Origin of the sequence: Actinosynnema sp. ALI-1.44 (genome assembly GCF_001984155.1) — a bacterium.
Taxonomy (GTDB): domain Bacteria; phylum Actinomycetota; class Actinomycetes; order Mycobacteriales; family Pseudonocardiaceae; genus Kibdelosporangium.
Genome location: NZ_MTQO01000051.1, coordinates 120,873 through 144,830, shown reverse-complemented (window position 1 = coordinate 144,830; position 23,958 = coordinate 120,873). Strand labels below are relative to the sequence as shown.

General features: G+C 68.6%; 24 protein-coding genes, 1 tRNA gene and 1 pseudogene. 10 read left to right on the top strand and 16 right to left on the bottom strand.

The features are described 5' to 3' along the window. Positions 1-29 precede the first annotated feature (29 nt). Positions 30-230: a DUF397 domain-containing protein gene (locus tag ALI144C_RS35905; RefSeq protein ID WP_237774483.1), complete on the bottom strand. Its 201-nt coding sequence runs from the start codon at positions 228-230 to the stop codon at positions 30-32. A gap of 972 nt (positions 231-1,202) precedes the next feature. Here ALI144C_RS35905 and ALI144C_RS35895 point away from each other — a divergent pair. Beyond that, the gene (locus ALI144C_RS35895) at positions 1,203-2,603 is read left to right on the top strand and encodes a hypothetical protein (RefSeq protein ID WP_076991683.1); all 1,401 of its coding nucleotides are present in this window, start codon (positions 1,203-1,205) and stop codon (positions 2,601-2,603) included. A 196-nt stretch (positions 2,604-2,799) separates the two neighbouring features. Here the strand turns inward: ALI144C_RS35895 and ALI144C_RS35890 are convergent, their stop codons facing one another. Together ALI144C_RS35890 and ALI144C_RS35885 are read right to left on the bottom strand one after the other, a co-directional pair. Next, complete coding sequence (locus tag ALI144C_RS35890; protein WP_076991682.1) at positions 2,800-3,594, bottom strand: class I SAM-dependent methyltransferase; 795 nt, start codon at positions 3,592-3,594, stop codon at positions 2,800-2,802. A 96-nt stretch (positions 3,595-3,690) separates the two neighbouring features. After that, on the bottom strand, positions 3,691-4,191 hold the full coding sequence (locus ALI144C_RS35885) for a caspase family protein (protein ID WP_168211430.1): 501 nt from the start codon (positions 4,189-4,191) through the stop codon (positions 3,691-3,693). A gap of 51 nt (positions 4,192-4,242) precedes the next feature. On the opposite strand from ALI144C_RS35885, the gene ALI144C_RS35880 reads away from it, so the two are divergent. Beyond that, a complete protein-coding gene (locus ALI144C_RS35880) occupies positions 4,243-4,761 on the top strand; it encodes a putative immunity protein (protein WP_076992029.1) in 519 nt (172 codons plus the stop codon). Here the strand turns inward: ALI144C_RS35880 and ALI144C_RS35875 are convergent. The 4 genes from ALI144C_RS35875 to ALI144C_RS57975 form a co-directional block, all read right to left on the bottom strand. After that, positions 4,747-5,487 (bottom strand): endonuclease/exonuclease/phosphatase family protein, encoded by a 741-nt coding sequence (locus ALI144C_RS35875; protein ID WP_076991680.1) that lies wholly within the window; start codon positions 5,485-5,487, stop codon positions 4,747-4,749. The genes ALI144C_RS35880 and ALI144C_RS35875 overlap by 15 nt on opposite strands. Then, complete coding sequence (locus tag ALI144C_RS35870) at positions 5,484-5,981, bottom strand: hypothetical protein (protein WP_076991679.1); 498 nt, start codon at positions 5,979-5,981, stop codon at positions 5,484-5,486. Before ALI144C_RS35870 ends, ALI144C_RS35875 begins: the two co-directional genes overlap by 4 nt. 1 nt (position 5,982) lies before the next feature. Beyond that, positions 5,983-10,035, bottom strand: coding sequence for a hypothetical protein (locus ALI144C_RS35865; protein WP_076991678.1), 4,053 nt, complete (start codon positions 10,033-10,035; stop codon positions 5,983-5,985). A gap of 85 nt (positions 10,036-10,120) precedes the next feature. Beyond that, positions 10,121-10,276, bottom strand: coding sequence for a hypothetical protein (locus ALI144C_RS57975; protein ID WP_237774482.1), 156 nt, complete (start codon positions 10,274-10,276; stop codon positions 10,121-10,123). A 310-nt stretch (positions 10,277-10,586) separates the two neighbouring features. Between ALI144C_RS57975 and ALI144C_RS35855 the strand changes: the two genes are divergently transcribed. Further along, the gene (locus ALI144C_RS35855; protein ID WP_076991676.1) at positions 10,587-10,787 is read left to right on the top strand and encodes a hypothetical protein; all 201 of its coding nucleotides are present in this window, start codon (positions 10,587-10,589) and stop codon (positions 10,785-10,787) included. Positions 10,788-10,804: 17 nt separating this feature from the next. Next, positions 10,805-11,383 (top strand): hypothetical protein, encoded by a 579-nt coding sequence (locus tag ALI144C_RS35850; protein ID WP_143231073.1) that lies wholly within the window; start codon positions 10,805-10,807, stop codon positions 11,381-11,383. 175 nt (positions 11,384-11,558) lie between these two features. Here the strand turns inward: ALI144C_RS35850 and ALI144C_RS35845 are convergent. The 5 genes and pseudogenes from ALI144C_RS35845 to ALI144C_RS35825 form a co-directional block, all read right to left on the bottom strand. After that, a tRNA-Arg gene (locus ALI144C_RS35845) sits at positions 11,559-11,631 on the bottom strand. A 36-nt stretch (positions 11,632-11,667) separates the two neighbouring features. Then, positions 11,668-12,255, bottom strand: a pseudogene (locus ALI144C_RS35840) (DUF4291 domain-containing protein). Beyond that, positions 12,252-12,617: an RNA-binding S4 domain-containing protein gene (locus tag ALI144C_RS35835; RefSeq protein WP_076991674.1), complete on the bottom strand. Its 366-nt coding sequence runs from the start codon at positions 12,615-12,617 to the stop codon at positions 12,252-12,254. Before ALI144C_RS35835 ends, ALI144C_RS35840 begins: the two are co-directional and overlap by 4 nt. Before the next feature lie 33 nt (positions 12,618-12,650). After that, positions 12,651-12,884 carry an SCO4848 family membrane protein gene (locus ALI144C_RS35830; protein ID WP_143231072.1) on the bottom strand — a complete coding sequence of 78 codons (234 nt, stop codon included), beginning with the start codon at positions 12,882-12,884 and terminating at the stop codon, positions 12,651-12,653. A 20-nt stretch (positions 12,885-12,904) separates the two neighbouring features. After that, complete coding sequence (locus ALI144C_RS35825; RefSeq protein ID WP_076991673.1) at positions 12,905-14,104, bottom strand: hypothetical protein; 1,200 nt, start codon at positions 14,102-14,104, stop codon at positions 12,905-12,907. A 74-nt stretch (positions 14,105-14,178) separates the two neighbouring features. On the opposite strand from ALI144C_RS35825, the gene ALI144C_RS35820 reads away from it, so the two are divergent. Next, positions 14,179-14,559, top strand: coding sequence for an MmcQ/YjbR family DNA-binding protein (locus ALI144C_RS35820; protein ID WP_076991672.1), 381 nt, complete (start codon positions 14,179-14,181; stop codon positions 14,557-14,559). Positions 14,560-14,570: 11 nt separating this feature from the next. On the opposite strand, the gene ALI144C_RS35815 is transcribed toward ALI144C_RS35820, so the two are convergent. Beyond that, entirely contained in the window at positions 14,571-14,921 is a 351-nt protein-coding gene (locus ALI144C_RS35815; RefSeq protein WP_076991671.1) for a hypothetical protein, read from the bottom strand. Positions 14,922-14,988: 67 nt separating this feature from the next. Continuing rightward, positions 14,989-15,846 (bottom strand): AfsR/SARP family transcriptional regulator, encoded by an 858-nt coding sequence (locus ALI144C_RS35810; RefSeq protein ID WP_076991670.1) that lies wholly within the window; start codon positions 15,844-15,846, stop codon positions 14,989-14,991. A 176-nt stretch (positions 15,847-16,022) separates the two neighbouring features. Between ALI144C_RS35810 and ALI144C_RS35805 the strand changes: the two genes are divergently transcribed. From ALI144C_RS35805 to ALI144C_RS35785, 5 genes are all read left to right on the top strand, one after another. After that, the gene (locus tag ALI144C_RS35805; RefSeq protein WP_076991669.1) at positions 16,023-16,541 is read left to right on the top strand and encodes a hypothetical protein; all 519 of its coding nucleotides are present in this window, start codon (positions 16,023-16,025) and stop codon (positions 16,539-16,541) included. Positions 16,542-16,674: 133 nt separating this feature from the next. After that, positions 16,675-18,183 (top strand): alkaline phosphatase D family protein, encoded by a 1,509-nt coding sequence (locus ALI144C_RS35800; protein WP_076991668.1) that lies wholly within the window; start codon positions 16,675-16,677, stop codon positions 18,181-18,183. Between the two features lie 11 nt (positions 18,184-18,194). Beyond that, the gene (locus ALI144C_RS35795) at positions 18,195-19,421 is read left to right on the top strand and encodes a hypothetical protein (protein ID WP_076991667.1); all 1,227 of its coding nucleotides are present in this window, start codon (positions 18,195-18,197) and stop codon (positions 19,419-19,421) included. Positions 19,422-19,733: 312 nt separating this feature from the next. Further along, complete coding sequence (locus tag ALI144C_RS35790; protein ID WP_143231071.1) at positions 19,734-21,038, top strand: MFS transporter; 1,305 nt, start codon at positions 19,734-19,736, stop codon at positions 21,036-21,038. Between the two features lie 145 nt (positions 21,039-21,183). Further along, a complete protein-coding gene (locus ALI144C_RS35785; protein ID WP_076991665.1) occupies positions 21,184-21,663 on the top strand; it encodes a hypothetical protein in 480 nt (159 codons plus the stop codon). Positions 21,664-21,829: 166 nt separating this feature from the next. Here ALI144C_RS35785 and ALI144C_RS35780 read toward each other — a convergent pair whose 3' ends face one another. Both ALI144C_RS35780 and ALI144C_RS35775 read right to left on the bottom strand, forming a co-directional pair. Further along, complete coding sequence (locus ALI144C_RS35780) at positions 21,830-22,909, bottom strand: calcium:proton antiporter (RefSeq protein WP_076991664.1); 1,080 nt, start codon at positions 22,907-22,909, stop codon at positions 21,830-21,832. 361 nt (positions 22,910-23,270) lie between these two features. Next, positions 23,271-23,843 carry a nucleotidyltransferase domain-containing protein gene (locus ALI144C_RS35775; protein WP_143231070.1) on the bottom strand — a complete coding sequence of 191 codons (573 nt, stop codon included), beginning with the start codon at positions 23,841-23,843 and terminating at the stop codon, positions 23,271-23,273. Positions 23,844-23,958 lie beyond the last annotated feature (115 nt).

Sequence of the window (23,958 nt, the reverse complement as noted above, 5' to 3'; positions counted from 1 at the left end):
GAGGACGCGGCGTCACGGGAAGTGGATCTTCACCGGCTGTCGCACACCGCGCCGACGAACTGACTCCACCGCCCGGCCGAGAAGATCAAGACCGGCTGATCGCCGCCGGATTTCGAGTCCCGGACACCCGCCAGACCCGGCGTGGCCAGGTTGACCTGCACACAGTTGGCGGTGTTGGTCGTGTTTCCGCACCGCGAGGCCGACCGCCACGCGGCTGCTCGGAATATCAAGGAAGAATGATCCATTTTCGCGTCCATCACATCACTCCCCGTCTGCGACTTGGCGCACGGATTAATCGTGCCGCATGGATTAATCCGGCAGCAAGGCAGAAGCCGCGACAATGCCGCATCCGAAGCCCCGTCACCCGTTCGCACCAGCGGTATCTCCCCGTCGCACGGGACATGACCGATCCGAGGCAACCCGGCCGCTAATTGTCCACTTAGGCCCGCATGGCCGAACGACGAGCCACTCGGGAGAATCGCGGATTAATCGCCGCGCTGAGCCGATTATTCCAAATGGGAGACGATTTCACCCGGCCCGAAACGTCGTGTACCGTTCGCAGGGAAGATCAGCCCGCTCGGCGACGGCAGACAGCCGGACGACCGCTGGGCAACCATTACCGAGGCATAGTGGAGGCGATTGCGCACGGATCGGACACCCGAACACCCCCGCGGACATCAGTGCGGCTCCCTGCCGTCACAGGGAGCCGCATAGTCGTTGTTACCTCATAGCATCCTGATAAGGAACAACAGTGCCAAGTATACGGCGCCACCGCTCGATTAATCCACACACGGTCACCGTGGTTCGCCCGAACGGGGAAAGCACACCGGCTGACCTGGCCGGGACGACCGGGAGGGGGACGGACACCACACACAAGTCGCCGCTCGACAGATTGGAGGCGATCCTCGCTTCATGGCCGACCACACTGCGGTTCGGGGCACTGGTGACCATTTCGGCCGCCGCCACCGCGGCCTTCATGTCAGTCACCGACCTGCAAGGATCCGCACTCCTCGCAACGGCTCTCCTGGCCACGCAGGTCGCCCGCGCCCGTCGCACGAATCGCACGCCTGACAACTCGAGCGAGGTTCAAGACGAGTAGTGACCGACCACCATGACAGGACTTGTGCACGTATTCGCCGGGTAAGGATTGCGAGCGACGGCAGGAAAACCCATTCTTGGTCGACGCCACGAAGGGGGGATCCATGCGAACGTCGAAGGCGATGTGCCTTGTCGCACTGGTGGTCGCACTGCTCACCGCGCTGTCGGTCCCTGCGGTCGCGACGCCGCCGCAGGGACTGAGAGCCAGTTACGCCAACCCGGTTCTGCGGTCCGACGGTCACGTCGACCCGGCCGCGACGATCGAGCGCCTGCAGGCGATGAACGCCGACACGTACGCGTTCCTGATCCTCAAGGACACCAGCTGGGACGACCTGCGCGAGTTCCTGCCCGCGGCCCAGTCCGCGGGGATCACGGTGTGGGTCTACCTGGTTCCGCCGACCGAGTGCCCCGATGTCAACGTGTGCGACCGCTATCTGCCCTACAAGAAGGACTACGAGGCGTGGGGCCGGGCGATCGGCACGCTGGCCAAGCAGTACCCCGTGCTGAAGGCGTGGGCGATGGACGATTTCAACCACAACCAGAGGTTCTTCACTGCGGAGTACACCGGCAAGATCCGGGCGGCAGCCCGAGCGGTCCAGCCGTCGGTGGAGTTCTACCCGGTGGTGTACTCCGCCGCGATCACCCAGGCGTTCGTCACCAGCTACGCGCCGGTGATCGACAGCGTGATCCTGCCGTTCCGCGACGACCCGTACCGCAACACGCTGTGGTCTGGCAGCCTGCGCGACCAGCTCGACCGACTCTCCGCATTGCTGGCGCGGAAGAACCGCAAGCTGATCCTGATGGTGTACGCGTCGACCTTGTCGGCCACACAGGTCACCCCGGACGTCCAGTACGTCAGCGAAGTGACCGAGATCGGCATGCAGTACGCGGCGGCGGGCAAGATCGCGGGCGTCATCCAGTACGCGCTGCCCCTGACACCGGGCCGCAAACAGAACGGCGATGCCTCGATGTCACACGGCACGGGCCGTGGCGCGTTGGTCCTGACCGTGCGGGGCGACCAGCCGACCGCGGCGGGCAACTACGCCGCGGCCAGCACGACGGTCCGTTTGGACCCTGGTTCGACGTCCTGCCGAATGGTGTTGTGGCACACCGACAACCGCACCACCAACGACCCGTTGTCGTACCACCTCAAGCAGGCGCTCGTCTCCGGTCACCAGGTATGGGGGCGTGACGTGGCCAGCGAGGGCACCGACTGGTACACCTCCTCGCCGGTGGACATCGCGCCGCACCTCAGCAACGGCGTCGGGACGTTGACGCTGCGGCTGTACCAGGGCAAGGGCGTGACGAACTACGCCGTGGTCGCACGGTTCGACGACATCACGCTGACCGGCTGCCAGATCGTCAACCCGTCGTTCGAGACCACCGGAGGCTGGACCTACACGCGATCCGGCGGTCCCGTGCTGGCAGGCCAGCACACCTACGACCCGGAGTACTCGACGAGCGTGCACGCCGCCGTCGGGAGGCTTTACGCGCGCACGGCCTGAAGCACGACAGCGGTTCTCGCGCCGCGCTTCGGCGGCTCCCACACCGCTGTGGTCACGGACTCGAACCCCGCGTCCGTGACCGCGCGTGCACTCCGCCGCGCGTTCCGTCCTTTGTGGTGGGTACTCGCCTTCGAAGACCCATGCCGGGTCGTACGGGTACGTGTCGATTCGCCACGCGGCGACTGGATCCGGTTACTCAGCCACGGCGCGCCGCCCAGACGGTGCGCTCCGTGCGGACAGCGAGGTCGTCGCGGCGCAGGACGCTGTGCGGGCTGTCGGTGTCGAGCAGCCGGTCCAGCGCGGCGAGATCCTCCGGCGTGAGCGAGTCGGCGAGGCCTTCACGCATGCGCCGCAAGCCGTTGAGGGCGTACCGGCCGACCGCGCCGGACCGGGACTGTTCGATGTGGACGGCGACCGTGCGGTCGCCTTCGACGGTGAACCCCGCGGCGGTCAGCTTCGGTCCCCAGTCGGCGCCGCGGTGCGGTACGTGCACCGCGTGCAGGCGGTCGCTCGCGGCGTGCACGCGTTCCTCCAGGCCCGGCCGGTCCTCAGGGGCGTTGTCGGGCAGGAAACAGGGGAACCCGGCGAGTTCGACGACGACGAACAGTCCCCCGGGCGCCAAGGTGTCGTGGACCTGGCGGAGCGTGCGGTCGGGGTCGGCCATGTGGTGCATCGAGGCCGACGCCCACACGAGGTCGGGTTCACCGAGGTCCGGCCATTCCTCGTCGAGGTCGGCCTGGATCGTGCGGACGTGGTCGTCCGCCTTCTCCCGCAGACGGCGAAGGTGGTCGGGCGAGGAGTCGACGGCGGTCACCCGCGCGTCGGGGAACCGGTCGAGCAAGGCGAACGTGCCCGCCCCGGTCCCGCAGCCCAGATCCAGGATCTGGTGCGGTGGCGTGTCGATCGGCAGCCACTCGACGATGGACTGGGTGTGTTCGGCGAGAACCTCGGCGTCGAGGTCAAGGATCTCGACCTGGGCTGGGTGCGTCATGATGCCACGGTAGGTCCGCTTTGCGCGAGATGCACACCATCTTGCGTATAACGCAAGGCAGTCGGTCCGCTGGCTGCCGGACACGCAAAACGGCGGCTAACCGCTGTGATTCTGCGGCCCACACGAGTCGGTCAGCGCCTCGATGGCCTGACCGGCGAAGCAGCAGTCCAGGATGGCCAGCCGGACGCGCGCGGAGCTGGAGCGCAGCACCTCGGCGACGGTTTCCCAGGTCAGCCCGGTGATCTTCGGACGGTTCCAGCGGGTCGACGTCACCGTCAGGCACAGTTCCGCGCGGGGCGACAGCACCCCGTGTCCCGCGTAGTAGACGAGCAGCGCCCCGGTGGTCTTCTCGGCCAGATCCACGAGCCCCGTGGCCACGTCGACAGCCAGGCTCGGGTTGACGATCTCCGTGACCCGGTCCGGCGGCCACCCGCACAACACCGGATCAGTCAACAAGGCGCGCATCGCCTCCACGCTCCTGCGCGCGGCGCGGATCGGCCGGAACTCGGCGTCCTCATAGGCCGACACGCCGATCAGCACGGCATGGGAATCGTCGGGCACCACGACGTCAGCACCGCTTTCCTGGAAAGTTTCCACCGGCGGTTCAACGATACGGTTCACCTGGTGAACCCGACCATCGACCTCGACATGGCCGAACTGCGGGAGGTCGCGGGCTATGCCGTGGCCTGCGCGGAACCCGCCTTGGTGATCTTCGAACGCGACCGGCCCGGCGACCCGCGTCCACGAGCAGCGATCGACGCGGCACGGGTGTTCGCACAAGGAGCCAAACGGACCAAGGTGATCCGCGACAGCGCATGGGCGGCGCACAAGGCGTATCAGGAGGCCCGCGACGCTGGGCTGGAGGCGGCCGGCGACGTCGCCCGCGCTGCTGTCGCCGCGGCCAGCGCGGCGTTCTTGCACCCGTTGGCCAAAGCGACCCAGGTCATCCACATTCTTGGTTCGGCCGCTCACGCTGCTCGGGCGTTCGAGCTCGACGCCGCTGACGACCGCCGGATCGGCGCCGCCTACATCGAGAAGGCACGGGGGTCGGCCAGCCCCGTCGTGGTGGACGTCCTGAGGCGCTACCCCGTCGCTCCAGGTGGCCGTGGCCGCGTCGGCGAACTGGTGCGGAGCCTGGACGCGTCTCTTCGGCTATCGGCTGGCTAGGGTCACCAGCAGGCCGGGGTGGTCGGTGGTGCCCGTCATGTCGATCTCGTTCGTTCTGACGAACGACACGTCGTCGCTGGCGAACACGTACTGGACCCCGCCGTCATCCCGTCGCTCGAACGCGCCGGGGTCACACGCGTCATCCAGGTTGAAGTCACCGGCGACGACGGTAGGGCGTGGATAACCAGCCACACGGCCCATCAACTCCTTGCACTGTGCGAAAGCGGTCGGTGCGTTGTCCGATGAGAGGTGCGTGGTGCAGGCGCTGAGCCGTGCCGCGGGCAGGCACGCCCACGACCGCAGCTCGCCGATGCCGTCCGGGGCTGTGTACTGGGCGGCGTACACACCGGATTCCTCGGTCGTGCCCGCGAATCCGAGCGACACCATGATGATGTTGCCGTACTGCTCGTCGCTGCCCGTGCACAACACCGGTGTGCCATCGAGGTTGCGGGCCGCGACGAACAACGCACGAGCTGGCCCCATCGCTGGGCGCAGCCGATCGATGTCACCGGAACACATCTCGTTCAGCGACAGCACCTGCGGCCTGCTCGTCCTGATCACCTCCGATGCCCTGCGCAGCACCGCGTCGCCCCGATAGCACCCGGCCATTCCACCGTGGCAGAGGTTGAGCTGGAGAACCGTGATCGTCGTGCCCGTGCTGGTGGCCGCCGCTGACGGCGCGACCAGGAGCGCCACCAGGGTCAGCACGAGGACCACGCGGTTCATGGACCTTCTTCGACTCGGAGCAGTGCGGGCCGCTGACCGTCGTCACGCCGCCATTCCATGCGGTACCACCGGCCGCCCTCGCGGACCATGGCGAATCCCGCCATGCCCGCCCCGACGGGTTCCGCGCCGAGGATCCTTTCCCAGCGAGCGAGCCAGGTCAACGGGTCGACGCCCGGCGGCACCGGTGCGGCCAGCCGGAACCAGTCCAGGGAGACGTCGACGTCACCGGTCGGGCCGACTGCCGCGCGTTGGTCGCTGACAAGGTATGCGGCTCGCGCCTCGGCGGCGCGGACGTAACCGGCGAGCCAGACCAGGCCGTCCCGTTCCAGTTCGTCGGCGCTCCCCCCGGGATACGCCGCCACGGACAGGTCCGCCAACAGGCCACGCCTGCGTACGTGCGTGAGGGCGACCTGCTCCGGGTCGGCCGCGGTCATCGTGAGGTCGTCGAGCGCTCGTGCCCGCGAGTCGAGGTCCCGGGCCAGTGACAGGTCCATGTCAGAGCCAGCTGTCGTCGATGAAGATGGTGGTGACTCTACCGTCGCGGGCCATCACGACTATCGGCACACCGTCGGCCGTGGCCATGGTGACCGTGCCGGTGACCGGCAGTGGGCCGTTGGTCCGCACGTGTGCCTCGATGGCCGCGTTGGCCTGGGTGAGGAACGCCGGGAAGTCCTGTGCCGTGGTCTTCCACACGTCGCTGCGTGCCCACCCTGGCGGTGTCGGCGCGCCGGGCGACGGTGCCCCCGGGTCGCCTGGTCGCGGCGCGGGTCCGGTGCCTTCCCAGATGTACTGGGCGTATTTGCGGAACACGTTGGCGCCCGCGGCCTTTCCGGGGCCCTCCTGGACCAGCCGGAAGCCCAGGTTGGAACCGTTGACGAACTTGTGCAACTCGGGGTCGCTGTGCCCGCCGTCGAGACCCTTTTCCTTGAACGCGCCGCTGGTTCGTGGCGCCGCGTAGGCGAGGTGCCCGACGAGCGCCGCGTCGACCAGCGGGGACGCCGGTGCCGCCGAGGCCGCGAGCCGGGCGTGGATGGCCTGCCCGCCGATCGCGCGCAGTTCCTCGACGAACTCCATCCACTGTTCCCGCACCTGGCTGTCGGAGGTGCGGCAGTGCTGCTGCAGCAGCCGGATCTTCGCCTCCATGTTCGCCGGGTCGTCCAGCGCCATCCAGTCGACGAGGCGCTGCATGCTGCTCGAGCGGCGCCGGGCCCTGGCGTCCCACTCCTCCGCCGTCCTGCTGTCGCCCCTGCGCAGGGCCTGTGCCTTCTCCCGCAACGCCTCGGCCATCTGCTGGTGCAGTTCGAACAGCTCGATCGCGGTGGCGTGGTCGTGTGACGTGGGCTGCGCGCCCGGCGCGGGGTGCGAGGTGAAGATGCCCGCCTGTTGCTCGCCCGCGATCATGGCGTCGGTGATCGGGCCGGACGCGGTGGACACGCGCTGCACCACCCCGGCGATCTCGTCGAGTTCGTGCCCGACGACGAACCGCACGTTCTCCTGCATCAGCATGGCGTCGACGAACACGGTGCCGGTCCAGTGCCCGCCCGGCGTCGCCGGCGGGCTGACCTGCAACCGTCCCGGGCCAGCCGCGCTGCCACCGGACGGCGTCGGATGCGCACCGCTGGGCAGGTTGGCGTTGCCGACCAGGCGCACCTCGATGTCCACCACGATCGGCTGGCCGCCCTGGGTCGCGGCGGGCACGGTGAGTTCGAGCTTGCACACGTCGACCCGCTTGACGCTCGTCCCGGGCACGGCCCAGTTGCCGTCCCCGATCACCTGCCGTTGCAAGGCCTTGTCCAACGCCATCGGCCGCATCGCCTCAGTGCCGAGCTGGTAGACGTCGGTACCTCGGGTCCCCCCGACCGCCTCGCCGGACCGCACCACGACGCCGAGCCGCGTCTCCGCGGCCTCACCCAGTTCCTGGCGCACCCGTTGCGCGGCCTGCTCGACGGCCCCGGGGACGGCGCCGTCCGTGGCGCGGATGTTCACTTCGAGCACGTGGTCGAACGCGGCGACCGCGGGCACCTCGACCGTGACACCAAGCGGTTCGAGGTCAGCACCCACCCGTGCGGCGATGTCCCGCAGGATGGCTTGCCGTGCCAGGCCAAGGGCCTGTCGCGCGGACTGCTCGTGTGCGCCGAACGACGGCAGTATCTCGGCGTTCCAGTGCTGCCACGACAGCGTCTCGCCGGATTCGAGCAGCAGCCGGGCCCGGGTGATCAGCGCCGGGTCCGGCCGGGCAGGTGGTTGCGGCGGCGGCGCGCCCGGTGTGCCACCGAACATTGCGGTCTGCAACGCGGACGTGGCGGCACTGGTGGCCGCGCCGGTGACACCGCCGAGCCCGGCTTCCGTGAGCACAGTGGTCAGGCCGCTGACGATGCCGTGCTGCCAGGTCTGCGAACGGGACGCCGAGTCCACCGCGCTGCCCACCGCGTTGGACGCGAAGCCGTCCATCGCGGCGCGCATGGTGCCGAGTCCGAACCCGGCGAACTCCCGCTGCGCGACGGCCTCGGCCACCTGGGCGGACTGGGTGAGCGCGGCCTCGGCGTACGCCGGGGAGAGCATGCGCATCACCGGACCCGCGGTCAGGACGCTGGTCACGCCGGATGCCGCGCCGACCGCGAACGCACGCGCCGCCTCGGTGCCGGTGATCCGTTCCTGTTTGACCACCCACACCGACGCGACGTTGGCGCAGCCCTGGATCAGGGCGGTCCGCGCGAGCAGGCTCGCGGTGAGCGGGGCGGCGGCACCGCCGGTCGCCAGCCCGACGACAAGCCCGATGGCGATCCCGACCACCTGGATGGCCATCGCGTCCAGCTGGTCACGAACCTGGATGAACGAGTTCAACGCGTCTTCCGCGCCGGTCGCGAGCGGACCGATGCGCTGCCGTTCCTCCGGGGTGAGCCGGGACGGGTCCGCCGCGGTCCCGATCGCCGCGTCCAATGCCCGTTTCTCGTCCTCGAAGGCGGCGGCCGACGCCGTCCCGCCCCACAGGCCCTTCTCCCGGTCGAACCGCTGGCCGAGCCACGCGGACCGCGCCTGGAGGTCGTCGCGCGGCATGATCAGGGGTTCGATGCCCTGCCACCCGTCCATGTCCCGCATCTGCGTGACGAGCTGAACGTTCGCCCGGACCTGGGCGCGCAGTTCGTCCGTGGTGACCGACGAGCGCAACACCCACGTGACGCCCTCGGTCGAACGCATCTGCACGGCCAGCCGCAGACGCTCCTGCCAGTCCTGGGACACCAGCTGGTCGCCCCACAGCACGGCCCCGCCGATCGTGCCGTTGCCGGTGAACCGGTTGTAGAAGTCTTCGTGCTTGGGGTATTCGACGAGGAACGCCTGCCGGACGCGTTCGTCTTTGAGCGCTGCCTGGATGACGCCCTGCGTGTCGGTGGCACTCAGCCCGAACTGCGCCAGCCGGTCGGCCATCGACGTGCCCTGGCGCAGGATCGCGTCGATCCGCTGCTCCTCCGCGTCGGAGATCGTCCACTTCTCCCCGACCAGCCGCCTGATCTCCGCGGCGGACTCGGTCAGCTGGGCCGGGGTGGCCTCGGTGAGCGCGGTGAAGATCTCCTCGGTGTCCACCACCCACGCCTCACACGCCATCCGGATCCGGGCGAGCGGGGTGAACTGGCCGTCGAGGATCAGCCGCGCCCGGCGGAAGTTCTTGCTGGCCTCGCCGAGTTCGGCGCCGAGGATGCCACGCAGGTCAGCGCGGTAGCTCGTCTGGTACTGCGCCTCGGCGGGTGGTTTGGTGCCGTCCGGCGTGCCGCGGTGCACCTTGTCCAGTGCCGCCATGATGTCGCCATGGAACACGTGCACCGAACGGAGCGCGATCTGGACCTCGTCGACCGGGCGGAGCTCGCCGTACGTGAGCAGGGCCATCGACTTGATCAGGTCGGCGCCGTCCATCTCGTCGTCCAGCAGCCCGGCGACCCGGTTCGGGCTCCCGTCGAGCAACGGCGCGTCGTCGGTGTACTCCGCGCCGTAGGAAGTGGCGTCGTTCTTGCCGTAGCTGTCGGTGAACTCCTGCGTGACCGTGGAGAGGCTGGATCGGACCGCGGGCAGCAGCCGCCAGATCGTGTCCTCGTCGGTGCCGCCGCCGATACCGGCGATGAACAGCTTGTCCGCCAGACGCAGCTGACCGAACCGCAGGTAGGCGTACACCCGCGCGGCGTCTCCGTTGCCCTGCGCCATGTTTCGCGCCGCGTCGAGCAACGACCGCGGATCCCGCGTCTGCTCCCACGCCCGCTGCACGTCATCCCACCGCCTGCCCGCGGCGAGGCAGGCTCTCAGCGTGGCCTCGCGGTCACCGAACTCACGCAGCAGCCGCACCACCGTGTCCACCGTGGCGTCAGCGGCGGTCGCTGTCCCGGGGTCCCGTTGAACGGCAAGCGATCCCCCACCGACCATCCTCGCGACGGCCTGGTTCCCAGCGAATGCCTGTAATCGCAACAACTCCCCGGTCGTGCCACCGGTTGCCCGCGCGGAACCCTGCCGCCCATCGGCTCCCGTCAGCGCGCGTTCGTTCTCGCCCGCATGCTCGGGCACCGTTGGATGCACGCCTCCCGTAATAACAGTGCTGATCATCACTGTCACTGGCCGAAAGGGCAGAGTTGGGCGTTCGAGCGGCTGACTACGTGAAGTCCAGTTCGTAGCTTGTCTTGTGGTCGTGCCCGGCCGCCACCGCGAGTTCGAACCGCTTCGTCAGGTTCGGCATCCGGCGCACCGTGATCGTCACGCCCTCCGCGTGGATCACGGCCGTGTCGTGACGCGCCTGCACATGGACCACGCCAGAGGACACCGGTATCGGCCCGTCGGCGGGGCTGAAGCCCACTTCGTACGTCGTGGCTTCGCCATTGCCGACGGCGACGGTCAGACCGACGCAGTCGCGTTCGTCCGGCCGGTGAACGGTGAGCCGGACATCGCCGTCCTCGATGCTGACCTTGTCGGCGTTCGCCTGGTTCCTGGTGCGCCCTCAAGCGCCTTGAGCACCTCGCGTGGGGTGCCGAGCAAACCGGAATTCCGTTCGAGGAAGGCCATTTCGCGTTCGAGCCGACCACCGCGCGACGAGCGACCAGCTCACGGACGGCCGCGAACGAGTGGTCGATCTGCGTGCGAAAGTACGGGACGCCGAGACCCAGTACCACCTCAGCGAGGCGGACTACCAGAATTCCAGGTACCGGCTGATCACCATGGAAGGCCTACGTGCGTGCGCGGCGAACTCCAAGGAGTTGGCCAAGACTGCGCGGGAGAAGCAGTTCATCGACACGACCACGGCACCTTTCAAGTGGCCGTGCTAGCGAAACCAGGGACGGACATGCCAGACGACCAGGACCGACCATCGGTCTCCGAACAACCGCCGCCGTCTCCGGGGCAACAGTTCCCAGCCGCGGTGCTGCCGACGAGCGACTACCAGTCGTCCGGCGACAGCAAGCCGCCCACACACAACAGCGGTCCGACCCACCTGGAGCCGTTCTCACCGAGCGGATCGATCCCCGCGCAACCGGCAATCGACGTTGCACAGCAGTTCCCGCCGAGCCAGCCGTTCCCCACCACGCAGTCCACGCCGCGCAACAAGGTCATGACCGCGCTGATCGTGCTGGCAGTCATCTTCTTCCTCGGTACAGGTGCGTTCGCGGCGCTGTGGCTCGTCGAACAGGGTGACCACAAGGGCACCACCAGCGAGTTGCAGACGGTGCGCGCCGACCTCACCAAGACGGCCGACGAACTCAAGGGCGCTCAGCAGGCACGTTCACAGTCCGAGGCGGACAAGCAGCGCCTGCAGCGGGATGTGGAACACGCCAAACCCTGCCTCGACAGTGCCAAGCGCTTCGTCCGCGCGCTCACCGACGCGGACGCCGACAAGCAATTCGACGAAATGATGATCAACTGCTGAGCCCAACACGCCCATTGGCAAAGCCCAACGCGCCCACCGCTGGTGAAGACCAACACGCCCCCGCTGGAAGGCGAGAAGCAAGCACCGTGGGGGGCTTGGGGGGCTCGGCCCCCCAAAATGAAACGGACGACCCGGCGAGGTGGCACAGCCACCGAGCAGGGTCGCCCTGAGGACGTGCACCCGAAGGGATTCGAACCCCTAACCTTCTGATCCGTAGTCAGATGCTCTATCCGTTGAGCTACGGGTGCTTACGGGACCAGTTTAGACGATGGCTCCGGGGTTGCTCAGCGGAGGTGGCTGAGCAGGTCGTCGTCGATGTGGTAGGGCCGCTCGGGCGGCAGGTGGGCGGCTGCTTCGGCCAGCTGGCCCGCGGTCACCATGGCGTGGATCTCGTGGGCCAGCGGGGTGGTGTCCGTGATGGACACGATCCACTCGTCGGCGTAGCGCTCGGTTGCCGTGTGCGCGAGGCCCAGTTGCAGGCTGCGGTGGTTCTGCGGCTTGAGGTGGAGGTCTCGTTCGGGGTCCCATTGGACGCGGGTCGGTGCCTGTTTCAGCGCGCGTTGCCAGGTTGCCCGGTCGGCGTGGAGGCCCGGCTGGTAGTGGGACAGGCAGGCGTTGCGGAGCGCCCATTCGAAGCCGTCCCTGGTGATCTCGATCGCCAGGACGGTCTCCTATTCTGCTTTCCTGCCCCAGCCGCAGCGGTACATCATCCACAGGAAGGACGGCTTGATCCACGTCATCCGGTCGCGCTTCCACGTGTCCGGGAACTTGCCGTCGCGGGCCGCCGCCAGGCCTATCGACGGGTGGTAGGCCTGGTACACCGTGATCGTCTTCTCGGTGTGGACCGCGCGGATCTCGTGCTGCGCGCTCACAGGCCACCACTGCGGAACTTGTCGATGACTCGGCGGTCGCGTTTCGTCGGCCTGCCCGCGCCTCGGTCGCGGGCGGCCACGGGGGCGAAGGCCTCGGGCGGCGGCTTCGGTGTGCGGTCGATGTAGCAGGTCACCGCGTCCGGGGCGCCGACGCGTTTCTGGATCACCCGGACCACCTCGACCACCCGGGTGACGGCACCGACTCGCGCGCGGACCTCGTCACCCGGGGTCACGTTCGTCGCGGCCTTGGCCGGTTTGCCGTTGACGCGCACGTGCCCGCCTCGGCACGCCGCCGCCGCGTCCGTGCGGGTCTTGGTCAGCCGGACCGCCCACAACCAGCGGTCCACTCGAGTGGACTCCACAGCGCTACATCATGGCCGACGACCGGTGAGGCGTCACGCGGATTGCGGACGCCGTGCTCGCAGGCCCCGCCAGCCGATGACGCCGATGACCGTGCCGAGCACGAACGACACGACAGTCAGCACCGCGTGGACGACGAAGTACGCGGTCGGCGAGCCGTCCGCGGCCCATGCGCGGTCGGAGTCCCACAGGTTCTTGGCGAAGGTGATCCAGATGACCCACGACCACACACCGAAGGCCGTCAGGAACATCGCGGTACGACGAGACATGACCGCATTCTGCATCAGTGTCATGAGGCCTTGATGTCCACGACCGCCGTGTTGCCCTTCGCGCCGAGCAGTTGGACGGTGATCGTTCGCTTGCCGTCGCCGAACGAGGCGACGCCGCCACCGCCGAGACTCACCACGCCGGTGGCGTCGGTCACGGTCACCTGGGCGTCACGGACGACCACCCGCAAGGCCGACCCGGCCACGGTGACGTCCACCGAATCGGTGATCTGCACCTGGCACTTGCCGCTCGCGCACGCCGCGACATCGGTCCCGTTCGCCGCGGGGGGCAGTGGTTTGTCCTTGACCTCGCACGCCGGTGCCACGCCGCGCGCCGCCGCCAGCGGCGGGTTCCCGCTCACGAGCGCCCGCAGGTCCGCGTCCTTGGGCTTGGCCGGGGTGAGCGCCGCGGCGATCTCGGTCGCCTTGGCCTTCAACTGGTCGATCGGCATCCGCATCCAGTCGGTCATGCCGCTGCCGCTCCCGCTCGGCGGGAGCTTCTCCCTGGCTGTCCGCACGGCCGCCAGCAGTGCCGTCCGATAGTTGTCGGCGTCCGTGATGCCGGTCGGTTTCGCGGTGTCCAGGAGTTCGACGACGTCGTCCAGCGGGCGGCCCGCGCCTTGGATGTACAGCGACAGGGCTGCCGGTGCGGCCCCCGCGAAACGCGGGTCGGACAGTGCGGGCTCGTTGAGCGGATCCGTGCGCAACGTGGCCAGGTCCCTGTGGCTCAGGCACATCACGTTGGCCCAGATCACCATGTCCCTGGTCGGTGCGGCCTGTTCGGAGCCCTCGATCGGCGTGCATGCGGGCGCGACGTTGTACGACACCTTCAACTCGGGCGTTCGCCCGGCCGCGGCGGCGAGTTCGGGTTGTTGCGGCGTCATCCGCGCGAGTGCCGTGGCCGGTTGGGACTGGGCCGCCTCCAGCGCCTTGGCCAGGTCCGCGACGAACCCGTCGGCCGGGGCCACGCCCGTCGGGGTGACGCCGCGCAGCGCCTTGGCCCAGTCTTCCAGGTAGCGGGCGACGCCAGGGGCATCGGGCTCGGCCAGCGTCTTGTCGAGCTGTTTCACCGTGGAGCACACGGTTTCCGCCCAGGCCACGCCTTCCTTCGTCGGCGCGGGCCCGGGTGGCGCGGCCGGGGCGCCCGGTGGCTGGCCCGGTGTCGAGCACCCGGCGCCGATCACTCCGAGTCCGACCGCCACGACGACCAGCCACCGCTTCATCCTCGTCCTCTCCCTCGTCGCGACAGCGACCGTACTGCGGTTCGCGGGGAGGGGTCCCCCACTAAACTGCGCCGGTGGCTGTGCACAGTGACGAGTTCCAGCGGATGGTCGACCGGCTCACGGACGTCGAACGGTCCGAGGCGAGCCAGTGGACGTCCTTCAGCGTGCACGGCAGGAAGTTCGGCTACTACTGGCCGCGGACCCACACCGCGGGGCTCAAGCAAACGGTCTCCGAGCAGCTCGCGCTCGTCGCCGAACGGCCCGACGTGTTCGAGGAGCAGTTCACGTCCGGCGGCTTCGGCTGGGTCGTGGTCCACCTCGACCGCGTCGAAGCCGACGAACTGTCCGAACTGGTCTACGAGGCGTGGCGGCTGAGCGCGCCGGACGAACTCGTCGACGCGTTACCGTTCACGGCCGTCGCCGCCAAGCGCCGCCGCAGGCGGGCGGCGCGCTGACACCCAGCGAGTCAGTCGATCGGCTCGCGGGCGGGCGGGAGCTCGTGGTCGCCGCCGGGCACGGCCCCCAGCAGTGCCGGGGTCTCCAACATCTGCCGGTCGGTGTGCTCGGCGAGCGCGAGTCTGTGCGCGTCCAACGCACGGATCTGCGCCTCGCGCAGGTCGTTGCCGTGCCGCATCTCGTAGTAGAGCGCCAGTAGCGCCGATGCCTGGACCTGCGCGGTCAACTCCGTGGCGGCCTCGGGCGCCGCGCCGACATCCGAGGCTTCCGCGAAGAGCATCTCGGCGAACTCGACCCGGGCGTGGCCCATCGCGCGGTCGGCGCTGTCGTAGCTGTGGGGGAACTCGGGCTGGTCGGTCATATCCCGGACGGTAACCCGGGACCGACCGCGGATCCGAGTGTCCACACCGGAAGTTCACCGACTCCGGTCACCATGTGTGACCCGACGGGCTAACGGTGCCTACGCCGTGTAATGACAGACCCTGGCCCGGCTGGCAGCAGTGACCGGGCCCCGGCGATGTCCGCCGCGGCGTCCAGCAGAGCAGGTCGAGCTCGGGCAGATCACGCAGGACCGCGGCGTGCATGGCGCGCAGCTCACGGCTGGGATCGATGCCCAGGTCCTCGGCCAGCAGGCGCCTGCCGGTGTCGAAGACGCGTAGCGCGTCCGCGCGGCGGCCGGTGCGGTGCAGCGCGAGCATCAGCTGGGCCCTGAGCCGCTCCCGAACTGGGTATTCGTTGACCAGCCCAGTCAGTTCACCGACCGTTTTCGAGTGATTACCGAGCGCCAGTTCCAGGGCCATGCATTCCTCGTACGCGGCCAGTCGCTGCTCCTGCAGCCGGTCTATTTCGGCGTGCAATACCGGCACATCCCCGATGCCGCCAAAAGGTGTTCCGCGCCACAACCCAAGCGCCTCTCGCTGTAAATCCCTCGCCGCAGACAATGCCCCCGCCGCATGTTCCCGCAACGCCAGCGCGTGCAGTTCGGCGAACCTCGTCGCGTCCGACTCCCCCGGCCGCACCACGACCGCGTACCCGGCGCTCTCGTGCGTGATCCGATCAGCCTCGCCCAGTGCGCGGCGCAGTCTGTGCACGTAGACCTGCAGGACCTTGCCTGCCGACCGAGGCGGCCGACCGTCCCAGAGCGCTTCCCGCAGGACCGTCGTGGACACCGCGCGATTGGCGCGCGCCAGCAGCACAGCGAGCAGCACGCGCTGCAGACGAGCGTCGATCCGCACCTCGTGCGACTCATTCCGGGCGCGCAGCGGCCCCAGTACGTCGAAATCCACCGCTTCAGCCCCAGTCCGGTGATCAACGAAACCACGGGTATACCGCGGCGAAGCCAGAATCTGTCAGAGTTCCGCCTGGTAAGCAAGAGGGCCATCACCCTCACTGGGGTACTCCCGAATTTCGTCCGGCTATTCGTCCGACGTTCGGCGGATGAAAACTGCAAGAGGGGAATGTCATGCGCGTCAGATCACTCGTCACAGCGACCGGGCTGGCCGTCAGCGGGTTGCTGGCACCCGCGGTCGTGGGCGCCGGGTTCCAGGCGTCGGCGGCGTGTCCCGAGGTCGGGCAGGTCTCCTACTCGTTCAGCGGCGTTTCCAAGGCGTGGCTGCCCACCAGCCTGCGCAGCGACTACCTGACCGGGCCGGGCTCGATCACGTTCAGCCGCAACACCACGTCCAGTGTGAACGCCTCCATCACCGGCACGACCAGCGCGGAGGCCGGGGTGATCTTCGCGAAGGCCAGCGTGTCGATCGGCATCACGGTCGGCGCCAGCTACTCGCGGTCCGACACGTGGTCGTACACCGCGAACGTGCCGTCCGGCCAGACCAAGCGCCTGCAGCAGTTCAAGGAGGCGCGCAAGATGACGGTCAAGAAGACCCAGATCGTGGCGCCGTGCAACGTCAAGACGGTGTGGACCAAGACGGCGACCGCGCCGGTGAAGTCCAACACCTACAAGTGGACGCTGGTGTCCTGACCGCCCGTCCCGGGAGTCCACTACCGACGGTATGTGGACTTCCCGGGACAGCCGGGCTTCCTGTGACGTAACCTCCGGCAAACAGTCGGTTCGGCGGTTCCCAGCGGTGCGCGGGCGCCGGTAGAAGGAGCTCATGACCCGACTGCACCGAAGGACGTTCATCGTTGGTGGACTGGCCGCCGTGGGTGCCCCGATGCTCAGCACGAGCACGGCGAACGCGTTGGCCTTCCCGTTCACCCTCGGTGTCGCGTCCGGAGAGCCCACCGCTGACGGAATTGTTCTGTGGACGCGTCTCGCACCCAGACCGCTCAACGCCGACGGACTCGGCGGCATGCCGAACACACCGGTCACCGTCGAATGGCAGGTCGGCATCGACCAGGGATTCAGCCAGCTGGCCGCGTCCGGTTCGGCGACCGCCGTCCAGGCCTCCGCGCACACCGTGCACGTCGAGGTCACCGGCTTGCAGCCTGATCGCGAGTACTGGTACCGATTCCGCGCCGACGGCCACATCTCGCAGGTCGGCCGCGCCCGTACCGCCCCCGCGCCCGGCTCGGGCTCCGCGCTGACGATGCTGTTCGCGTCGTGCTCGCACTACGAGACCGGCTACTTCACCGCGTACCGCCGGATGGCCGAGGAACGGCCGGACCTGATCCTGCACCTCGGTGACTACATCTACGAGGGCGCCGCGAGCGCGCGGGTACGGACCCACAACCCCACCGCCGAGATCTCGAACCTGGCGAACTACCGCGTGCGGCACGCGTTGTACAAGATGGATGTCGACCTGCAGGCGGCCCACGCAGCGGCGCCCTGGGCGGTCGTATGGGATGACCATGAGGTGGAGAACAACTACGCCAACCTCGTGCGCAACGACCAGTCGCCCGCCGGTGACTTCCGGGCACGCCGTGAGGCCGCGTATCGCGCGTACTTCGAGCACATGCCGCTGCGTTCGGCGCAGGCGCCGGTGCGGGAGAACATGCAGCTGTACCGGCGTTTGCAGTGGGGCAGCCTTGCGACGTTCCACATGCTCGACACGCGGCAGTACCGCGACGACCAGGCTTGCGGTGACGGTTCGAAGCTGTGTCCCGAGGCAGACGCGCCGAACCGCACGCTGACCGGTACCGCGCAGGAGAACTGGCTGCTCGACGGGATGGGCCAGCACCGGGGCACGTGGGACCTGATCGGCCAGCAGGTGTTCTTCGCGCAGAAGCTGGCGAAGGCCGACGGCACCAAGAGCATGGACTCGTGGGACGGCTACACCGCCAACCGCAAACGGATCCAGGACGGCTGGCAGGCGCGCGGCAACACCAGCACAGTCGTGCTGACCGGTGACGTGCACCGCTCGTGGGCGGGCAACATCATGAACAACTACGCCAGCCAGGACAAGGTGATCGGCACCGAACTGGTGACCACCTCGGTGTCCTCGGACGGTGACGGCAACGCCGCCGACAACGGGCTGTCGAGCCTCAACCCGCACGTGAAGCACTACCGGAACCTGCGGGGTTACGTCCGCACGTCGATCACGCCGACGCGGATGAACGTCGACTTCCGCACCGTCGACAAGGTGAGCGTGCGCGACTACCCCGTCAAGACCGACAAGAGCTACGTGATCGAGGCAGGCAACCCTGGTCTGCAGGCGCCGTGAGAGGGACAGACATGAAGCGCGCATTGACCATCACGGCGACCGCTCTGCTCGGCTTGGCGGCAACCATGGCAGGGACCGTGGTCCCGGCGGCAGCGGACGGGACCATCACGTGGGCGGCCGCGAACAGCACGGCGACCGGCGACCAGGACAACTCCGCGGTCTCCGCCGTGCGCAACGGGTACGTGGCCGTCGTCTGGGAGGACGACCGCGACACCGCCGCGCCGGAGAACCCCGTGCACAGCGACGTGTGGATTCGGCTGTACCGGGACGGCACCTCGTTGTACGAGAAGAAGCTGTCCGCGGGCGGCGAAGGGAACTGGAGCCACCTGCACCCGGACGTCGCGCTGCACGACGACGGCACGGCGGTCGTGGTGTGGGCGGACGACAAGGACGGCAACGGCTACTACCAGATCGCCGTGCGCACGTTGAACGCCGCGGGCACGGTCACCGGGTCGGCGACCGCGAACGCCAACTCGGACGGCCAGCAGATCAACCCCGCCGTCGCCGCCGACCCGGACGGTGCCGGGTTCGCGGTGGCGTTCGAGGACAAGCAGGGCACAGCGGCGCCGACGGTCCGGTTGTCCGGCTTCAACTCGATCACCGCGAAGGCGTACGAAGTCCAGGTGCACGCCGCGGGCGGCACGAACCAGCGGCCGGACGTGGCGATGGGCGCGGCGCAGAACGCGATCGTGGTGTGGGACGAGGACGCCGACGCGAACGGCTACTTCAACGTGGCCCGCAAGGCTTTCACGCCGTCCGGCGGGGTGAGGCTGGCCCAGTCGGTGGTCAACGCCATCGGCGACGGCCAGCAGCGGCACGCGTCCGTCGCGGCGAACTTCAACGGTGACCACGTGGTCGGCTGGGAAACCGACCACACCGGGACCGTCCAGATCGGAGTCCGGTCGTTCTCGGCGACCGGCGCCGCCTCCTCCGCGGTGGACACTTATGTGCCCGGCACCGATCCGCAGGTGGGCATCGACGACCAGCGCGCCGCTGTGGTCACCTGGACCGAGGCGCAGGACATCTTCGTGCAGGGCCTCAACCCCGACGGCACGACGACCGGGCGCCAGCCCCGGATCACGGCCAACACCAACGTGACCGGCCGCCAGGACGAACCGGCGCTCGGCGTCGACGCGTGGGGCCAGATCGTGATGACCTACACCGACGACGCCGACGGCAACACGTTCGACCAGGTCTACCTCGGCACCGGCCTGAACAACAGCACTTGGCCCGGTTAGCCCGCTTGAACCCACTGTTTGTCGCTGGACGGGTTGTCGGCAGGTGTGGCCGCCACCCGTCCAGACGGCGAGCAAGCCTGTGATTCGCGCCGCAGGAAAACGGCTCCACACGGGCACGTCATGACGAACTTGCAGACGGAAAGGCGTTACCAAACGTGGGCTAGTGCACATCTTGCGCCAAGAGGTCGCATTCACGCCGGAGCAACAGCTAACTTTCCTGCGGCTCGCGAACGGCACCCGATCGGCACCACCGGTGCTATTGGGCCAGGTCGGGCATACCCCGACGGCCGTCCCTGAAAGGCAGGAAGGTTCATGCGGCGAACTTTGCCGCCGATGCTGCGTGCCCTCGCACACCGCAACTACCGGCTCTGGGCCGCCGCCGACCTCGTGTCGGTGACCGGCTCGTGGATGCAGATCCTGGCGCTGAACTGGCTGGTGCTCTCCCGAACGGGATCGGCGACCTCGGTCGGGCTGGCCATCTTGTTGCAGGCCGTACCCGCTCTGCTGTTCGGTTCGTGGGCCGGTGCACTGGCCGACCGGCTCCCGCCACGGCGGGTGTTGCTGTGCACCCAGGCCATGCACGGCGTGCTGGCCGCCGGGCTCGCGCTGCTGGCGGCCGACGACGGCCCGTTGATGGCGGTCTACGCGATCTCGGTGCTGACCGGCCTGCTCGGTGTGTTCGAAGGGCCGGCCCTCGGCCGGTTCGCGGCGCGGATCGTCTCCCGCGAGGACCTGGGCAACGCGATGGCGCTCGGGTCGATCTGCAACTCGACCGGCCGCGTCCTGGGCATGAGCCTGGCGGGTGTCCTGGCCGCAGTGGTCGGGGTGCCGTTGCTGTTCGTGCTGAACGCGATCAGCTTCCTCGCGGTGATCGCCGCGGTCCTTGCTGTGCGGATGGACCTGTTGCACCCACTTGCCACCAGCACGTCGGCCCGCAGTGGCGTCCGCGCCGGGCTGCGGTACCTGCGCGCGGATCGCTCGCTGCTCACCTTGTTCGCACTCGGTTTCGTGCTGTCCAGCTTCGGACGCAACTACCAGGTCACAATGGCCGCGATGGCCGACGGTGTCCTGCACCGCGGCGCGGCCGGATATGGGGCGTTGTCCACAGTGTTCGCGGTCGGCACCGTGATCGGCGGCGTGATCAGCGCCCGGTGCAGCCGGCTGACACCGCGGTTGCTCGTGGTGACCGCACTGGCCACCGGCCTGTTGCAGGCGTTGAGCGGGCTGGCGCCCAGTCTGTGGTCGTTCGCCTTGGTGATGGTGCCGATCGCCATGGGAGCCGTGGTCATCGACACGACTCTGGGTACCCGGGCGCAGTTGGACACCGCCGAGGACATGCGTGGCCGGGTCATCGCCGCGCAGAGCATGGTCGGTGCCGCGGCTGGAGCGGTCGGCGGACCCGCGCTCGGCTGGTTCTGCGAGAGGATCGGCGCCCCGGCGACGCTCGGGATGGCCGGCTCGGTCGTCGTGGCGGCGGCACTGCTCACAGCCGCCGCCCTGACCAAGTTGCGACGCGACCGGGCCGTGCCGCTACCCGAACCGGCGCTGGTCGGTCAGCTTGCGCCAGACGTGGACGACTACTCCCGGCTCGGCGCGGGCGCACGGAGTGGTGGATGAGCCTGGGACTGTGGGAGCCATGACCGCCGTGTCCCGCAACGGTCAGTGAAATGTCGTGGTGTGCCGTCATTCCAGGTGGTCATCCGCGCGCACCACCGGATGACGAGCCTGTTCTTCCGGGTGTGCCGCTGCGATGGTGGAAAGTATGAAACTCATGAAATCGGCGATCGCCGTGTGCGTTGCGTTGTCGGCACTGGTATCCGCAGGACCGGCAGCGGCCGAACCCGAGACCGCCAGGGACCCGGTGCCAGTGACGGGCTTGTCGTGCGACGGCGACACGTACCGGTGCGAGGCCGCACTCGACTTCGGTGACGGCAAGTGGGTAGCCGGCTGGAACGCCGACATCCATCAAACCCGAACAGAACCCCGAGATATGGTGCCGGTCACGCGGCTGCGCTGCGACGGTGACACCTACAGGTGCACGGCGAACCTCAAATTCGGTGACGACCGCTGGGTAGCCGTGTGGGACGTCGACGTCCACCACGAGAACAGGGCGGAACCTCGGGACCCCGTTCGCGTCACCGACCTGCGGTGCGACGGCGACACGTACCGGTGCGAGGCCGCACTCGACTTCGGTGACGGCAAGTGGGTGGCCGACTGGCACGTCCGGGTCTACCACACCTGATCACGCCTGATTACCCGCTCCGGCCAAGGAGTTCGGACACGGGCGCCCTGGCACACCACACAGGACGATACTCGGCACACGTGCACCCGAAACGGTCCGACCCTGATGATCCACAGTGGATTCGGTGACCGGAATGCCGTCCACTGCAAGCGGATTGACGCACGGCCTAGGGATTGACCGCGAGGAACAGGAACGCGGCGAGCAGGGCGAGGTGCACCCCGCCCTGCAACCGCGTCGCCCGGCCGGGCACGACGGTCAGCATGCCCACGACGAAGGTCAGGGCCAGCAACACCATCTGGGTGGCGCCGAGGCCGAGCACCAGTGGGCCGTCCAGCCAGATCGAGGCGACGGCGATGGCGGGGATGGTCAGTCCGATACTCGCCATCGCCGAGCCGTAGCCCAGGTTGAGGCTCGTCTGCATCCGGTCGCGGCGGGCGGCTCGCACGGCGGCGAACGTCTCCGGCAGCAGCACCAGCAGCGCGATCACGACACCGACGAAGGACGGCGGGAACCCGGCGGCGGCCACGCCGTGCTCGATCGCCGGTGATTCCACCTTGGCCAGTCCGACCACGGCGACCAGCGAGACCAGCAGCATGCCCAGGCTGATCAGCGCGGCGCGGCCGGTGGGCGGTGGTGCGTGCTCCTCCTCGCCGTCGGAGACGCCGACCGGGAGGAAGAAGTCGCGGTGCGCCTTGGTCTGGGTCAGCACGAACACGACGTACAAGGCGAGCGAGGCCGACGCGGCGAACGCGAGCTGCCCGGTGGAGAACTCCGGCCCCGGCTTGCTGGTGGTGAACGTGGGCAGGACGAGGCTGAGCGTCGCCAGGGTCGCGACCGTCGACAGCGCGGCACCGGCGCCCTCGGCGTTGAACGCCACGATCTGGTGCTTGCGGGCCCCGGCGAGCAGCGAGATGCCGACGATGCCGTTGCACGTGATCATCACGGCGGCGAAGACCGTGTCACGGGCCAGTGTCGCGGAGTCCGGACCACCGGACACCATCAGCGTGACGATCAGGGCCACCTCGATCACCGTCACGGCGACGGCCAGCACGAGCGACCCGAACGGCTCCCCGATCCGGTGCGCGACGACCTCCGCGTGGTGCACCGCCGTGGACACCGCGCCGCCGAGGGCCAACGCCACGATCAGGACCAGCACGAGCGGGATGTCACGGCCCCAGGTCAGCGCGAGGACGACGAGCGCGAACAACGGGACACTCAGCGGCCAGGACCGGATGAGGGCTCTCATGCCTACACAGTCGCATACCGGGCGGCTGAGCTCACATCGACGCGAATGTCACATGTAGACAGTCCAGGCCGCGATGCGTTGTCCGGGCTGAGCAGTCACCGATCGGGACGATCAGGACAAGTGACGAGAATCATCCGCGACCGCCCATCTCGGTCGAACCGGGCGTCACGCCGGGCCGGGCCGACGTCGGTTGCCTGGGTTGCCCTCGCTGCGCGGGCAGTGCGCCAGTCAAGCCGTGCGCCGAAAGCCACATGGTCACCTGGCCGTGGTCGGCGGGAACATCCGCACGCCGAGCGCGAGGTGGTCGCGTTCCCGGTTGAGCAGGTATCAACTGGTCGGGCGTTCCGCGGCCTGGGGGCCGTTAAACTCCGTACGCGGTGGCAACGGCCGCGTCGAGCCAGTCTCGCTGCTCGGGGTCGAGCCGCACCGCGGCGAGGTCGGCCTCGTCCTTCTCGCGCGGGTCCTTGGCCTTGTAGAACAGCTGGATCTCCGGCGCGAGGTAAGGGATCCCGTCCGTTGTGCGCAGGCCGATCGTCGTGATCGGTCTGCGGATCCGGGGATCCCGTCGCGACACCCAGTCCTCGCCGTCGGACTCGTCGAGAATGATCTGGATCCGCCACGGTTGGTCGGCCGCTGGACGGCACCAGATGTCGTGCACGGCCGAAGGCAGCACTTCCCCGGACCGCCAGGGGCGGAGCTCACCGGGCGGGTCGGCGGCCCACCACTCCCATCCCGCGAGCGCCTGCTGCACGGCTGACTGGTCTCGTCGAAGCAGCATGACGTCGATGTCACCGTGCTCACGGAATGCGTGGCCGACGTGCGACTCGATCGCGTAACCACCGGCGATCCACCACGGCACATCGACCGTCGAAAACAACTCGGCGACTTCCGGCGGAGTCGCCGGTTGCCATTTCCCTCGACTGGGCGCCGACACTGTTTCAGCATATCCAGGCCGATGCGGAATTCTGCCGACATGGTCGCGGGAATTGACGGCACACCCGGGAACCCCCTGTGACACCCCGGGTGTGCCCGCGACCTGTGATCAACCG

Bases quoted from the DNA above. Each gene is read 5' to 3' on its own strand.
- ALI144C_RS35895 (WP_076991683.1), top strand. From the start codon at position 1,203: ATGCGAACGTCGAAGGCGATGTGCCTTGTCGCACTGGTGGTCGCACTG.
- ALI144C_RS35890 (WP_076991682.1), bottom strand. From the start codon at position 3,594: ATGACGCACCCAGCCCAGGTCGAGATCCTTGACCTCGACGCCGAGGTT.
- ALI144C_RS35880 (WP_076992029.1), top strand. From the start codon at position 4,243: ATGGCCGAACTGCGGGAGGTCGCGGGCTATGCCGTGGCCTGCGCGGAA.
- ALI144C_RS35875 (WP_076991680.1), bottom strand. From the start codon at position 5,487: ATGAACCGCGTGGTCCTCGTGCTGACCCTGGTGGCGCTCCTGGTCGCG.
- ALI144C_RS35870 (WP_076991679.1), bottom strand. From the start codon at position 5,981: ATGGACCTGTCACTGGCCCGGGACCTCGACTCGCGGGCACGAGCGCTC.
- ALI144C_RS35850 (WP_143231073.1), top strand. From the start codon at position 10,805: ATGCCAGACGACCAGGACCGACCATCGGTCTCCGAACAACCGCCGCCG.
- ALI144C_RS35830 (WP_143231072.1), bottom strand. From the start codon at position 12,884: ATGTCTCGTCGTACCGCGATGTTCCTGACGGCCTTCGGTGTGTGGTCG.
- ALI144C_RS35825 (WP_076991673.1), bottom strand. From the start codon at position 14,104: ATGAAGCGGTGGCTGGTCGTCGTGGCGGTCGGACTCGGAGTGATCGGC.
- ALI144C_RS35815 (WP_076991671.1), bottom strand. From the start codon at position 14,921: ATGACCGACCAGCCCGAGTTCCCCCACAGCTACGACAGCGCCGACCGC.
- ALI144C_RS35805 (WP_076991669.1), top strand. From the start codon at position 16,023: ATGCGCGTCAGATCACTCGTCACAGCGACCGGGCTGGCCGTCAGCGGG.
- ALI144C_RS35800 (WP_076991668.1), top strand. From the start codon at position 16,675: ATGACCCGACTGCACCGAAGGACGTTCATCGTTGGTGGACTGGCCGCC.
- ALI144C_RS35795 (WP_076991667.1), top strand. From the start codon at position 18,195: ATGAAGCGCGCATTGACCATCACGGCGACCGCTCTGCTCGGCTTGGCG.
- ALI144C_RS35790 (WP_143231071.1), top strand. From the start codon at position 19,734: ATGCGGCGAACTTTGCCGCCGATGCTGCGTGCCCTCGCACACCGCAAC.
- ALI144C_RS35785 (WP_076991665.1), top strand. From the start codon at position 21,184: ATGAAACTCATGAAATCGGCGATCGCCGTGTGCGTTGCGTTGTCGGCA.
- ALI144C_RS35780 (WP_076991664.1), bottom strand. From the start codon at position 22,909: ATGAGAGCCCTCATCCGGTCCTGGCCGCTGAGTGTCCCGTTGTTCGCG.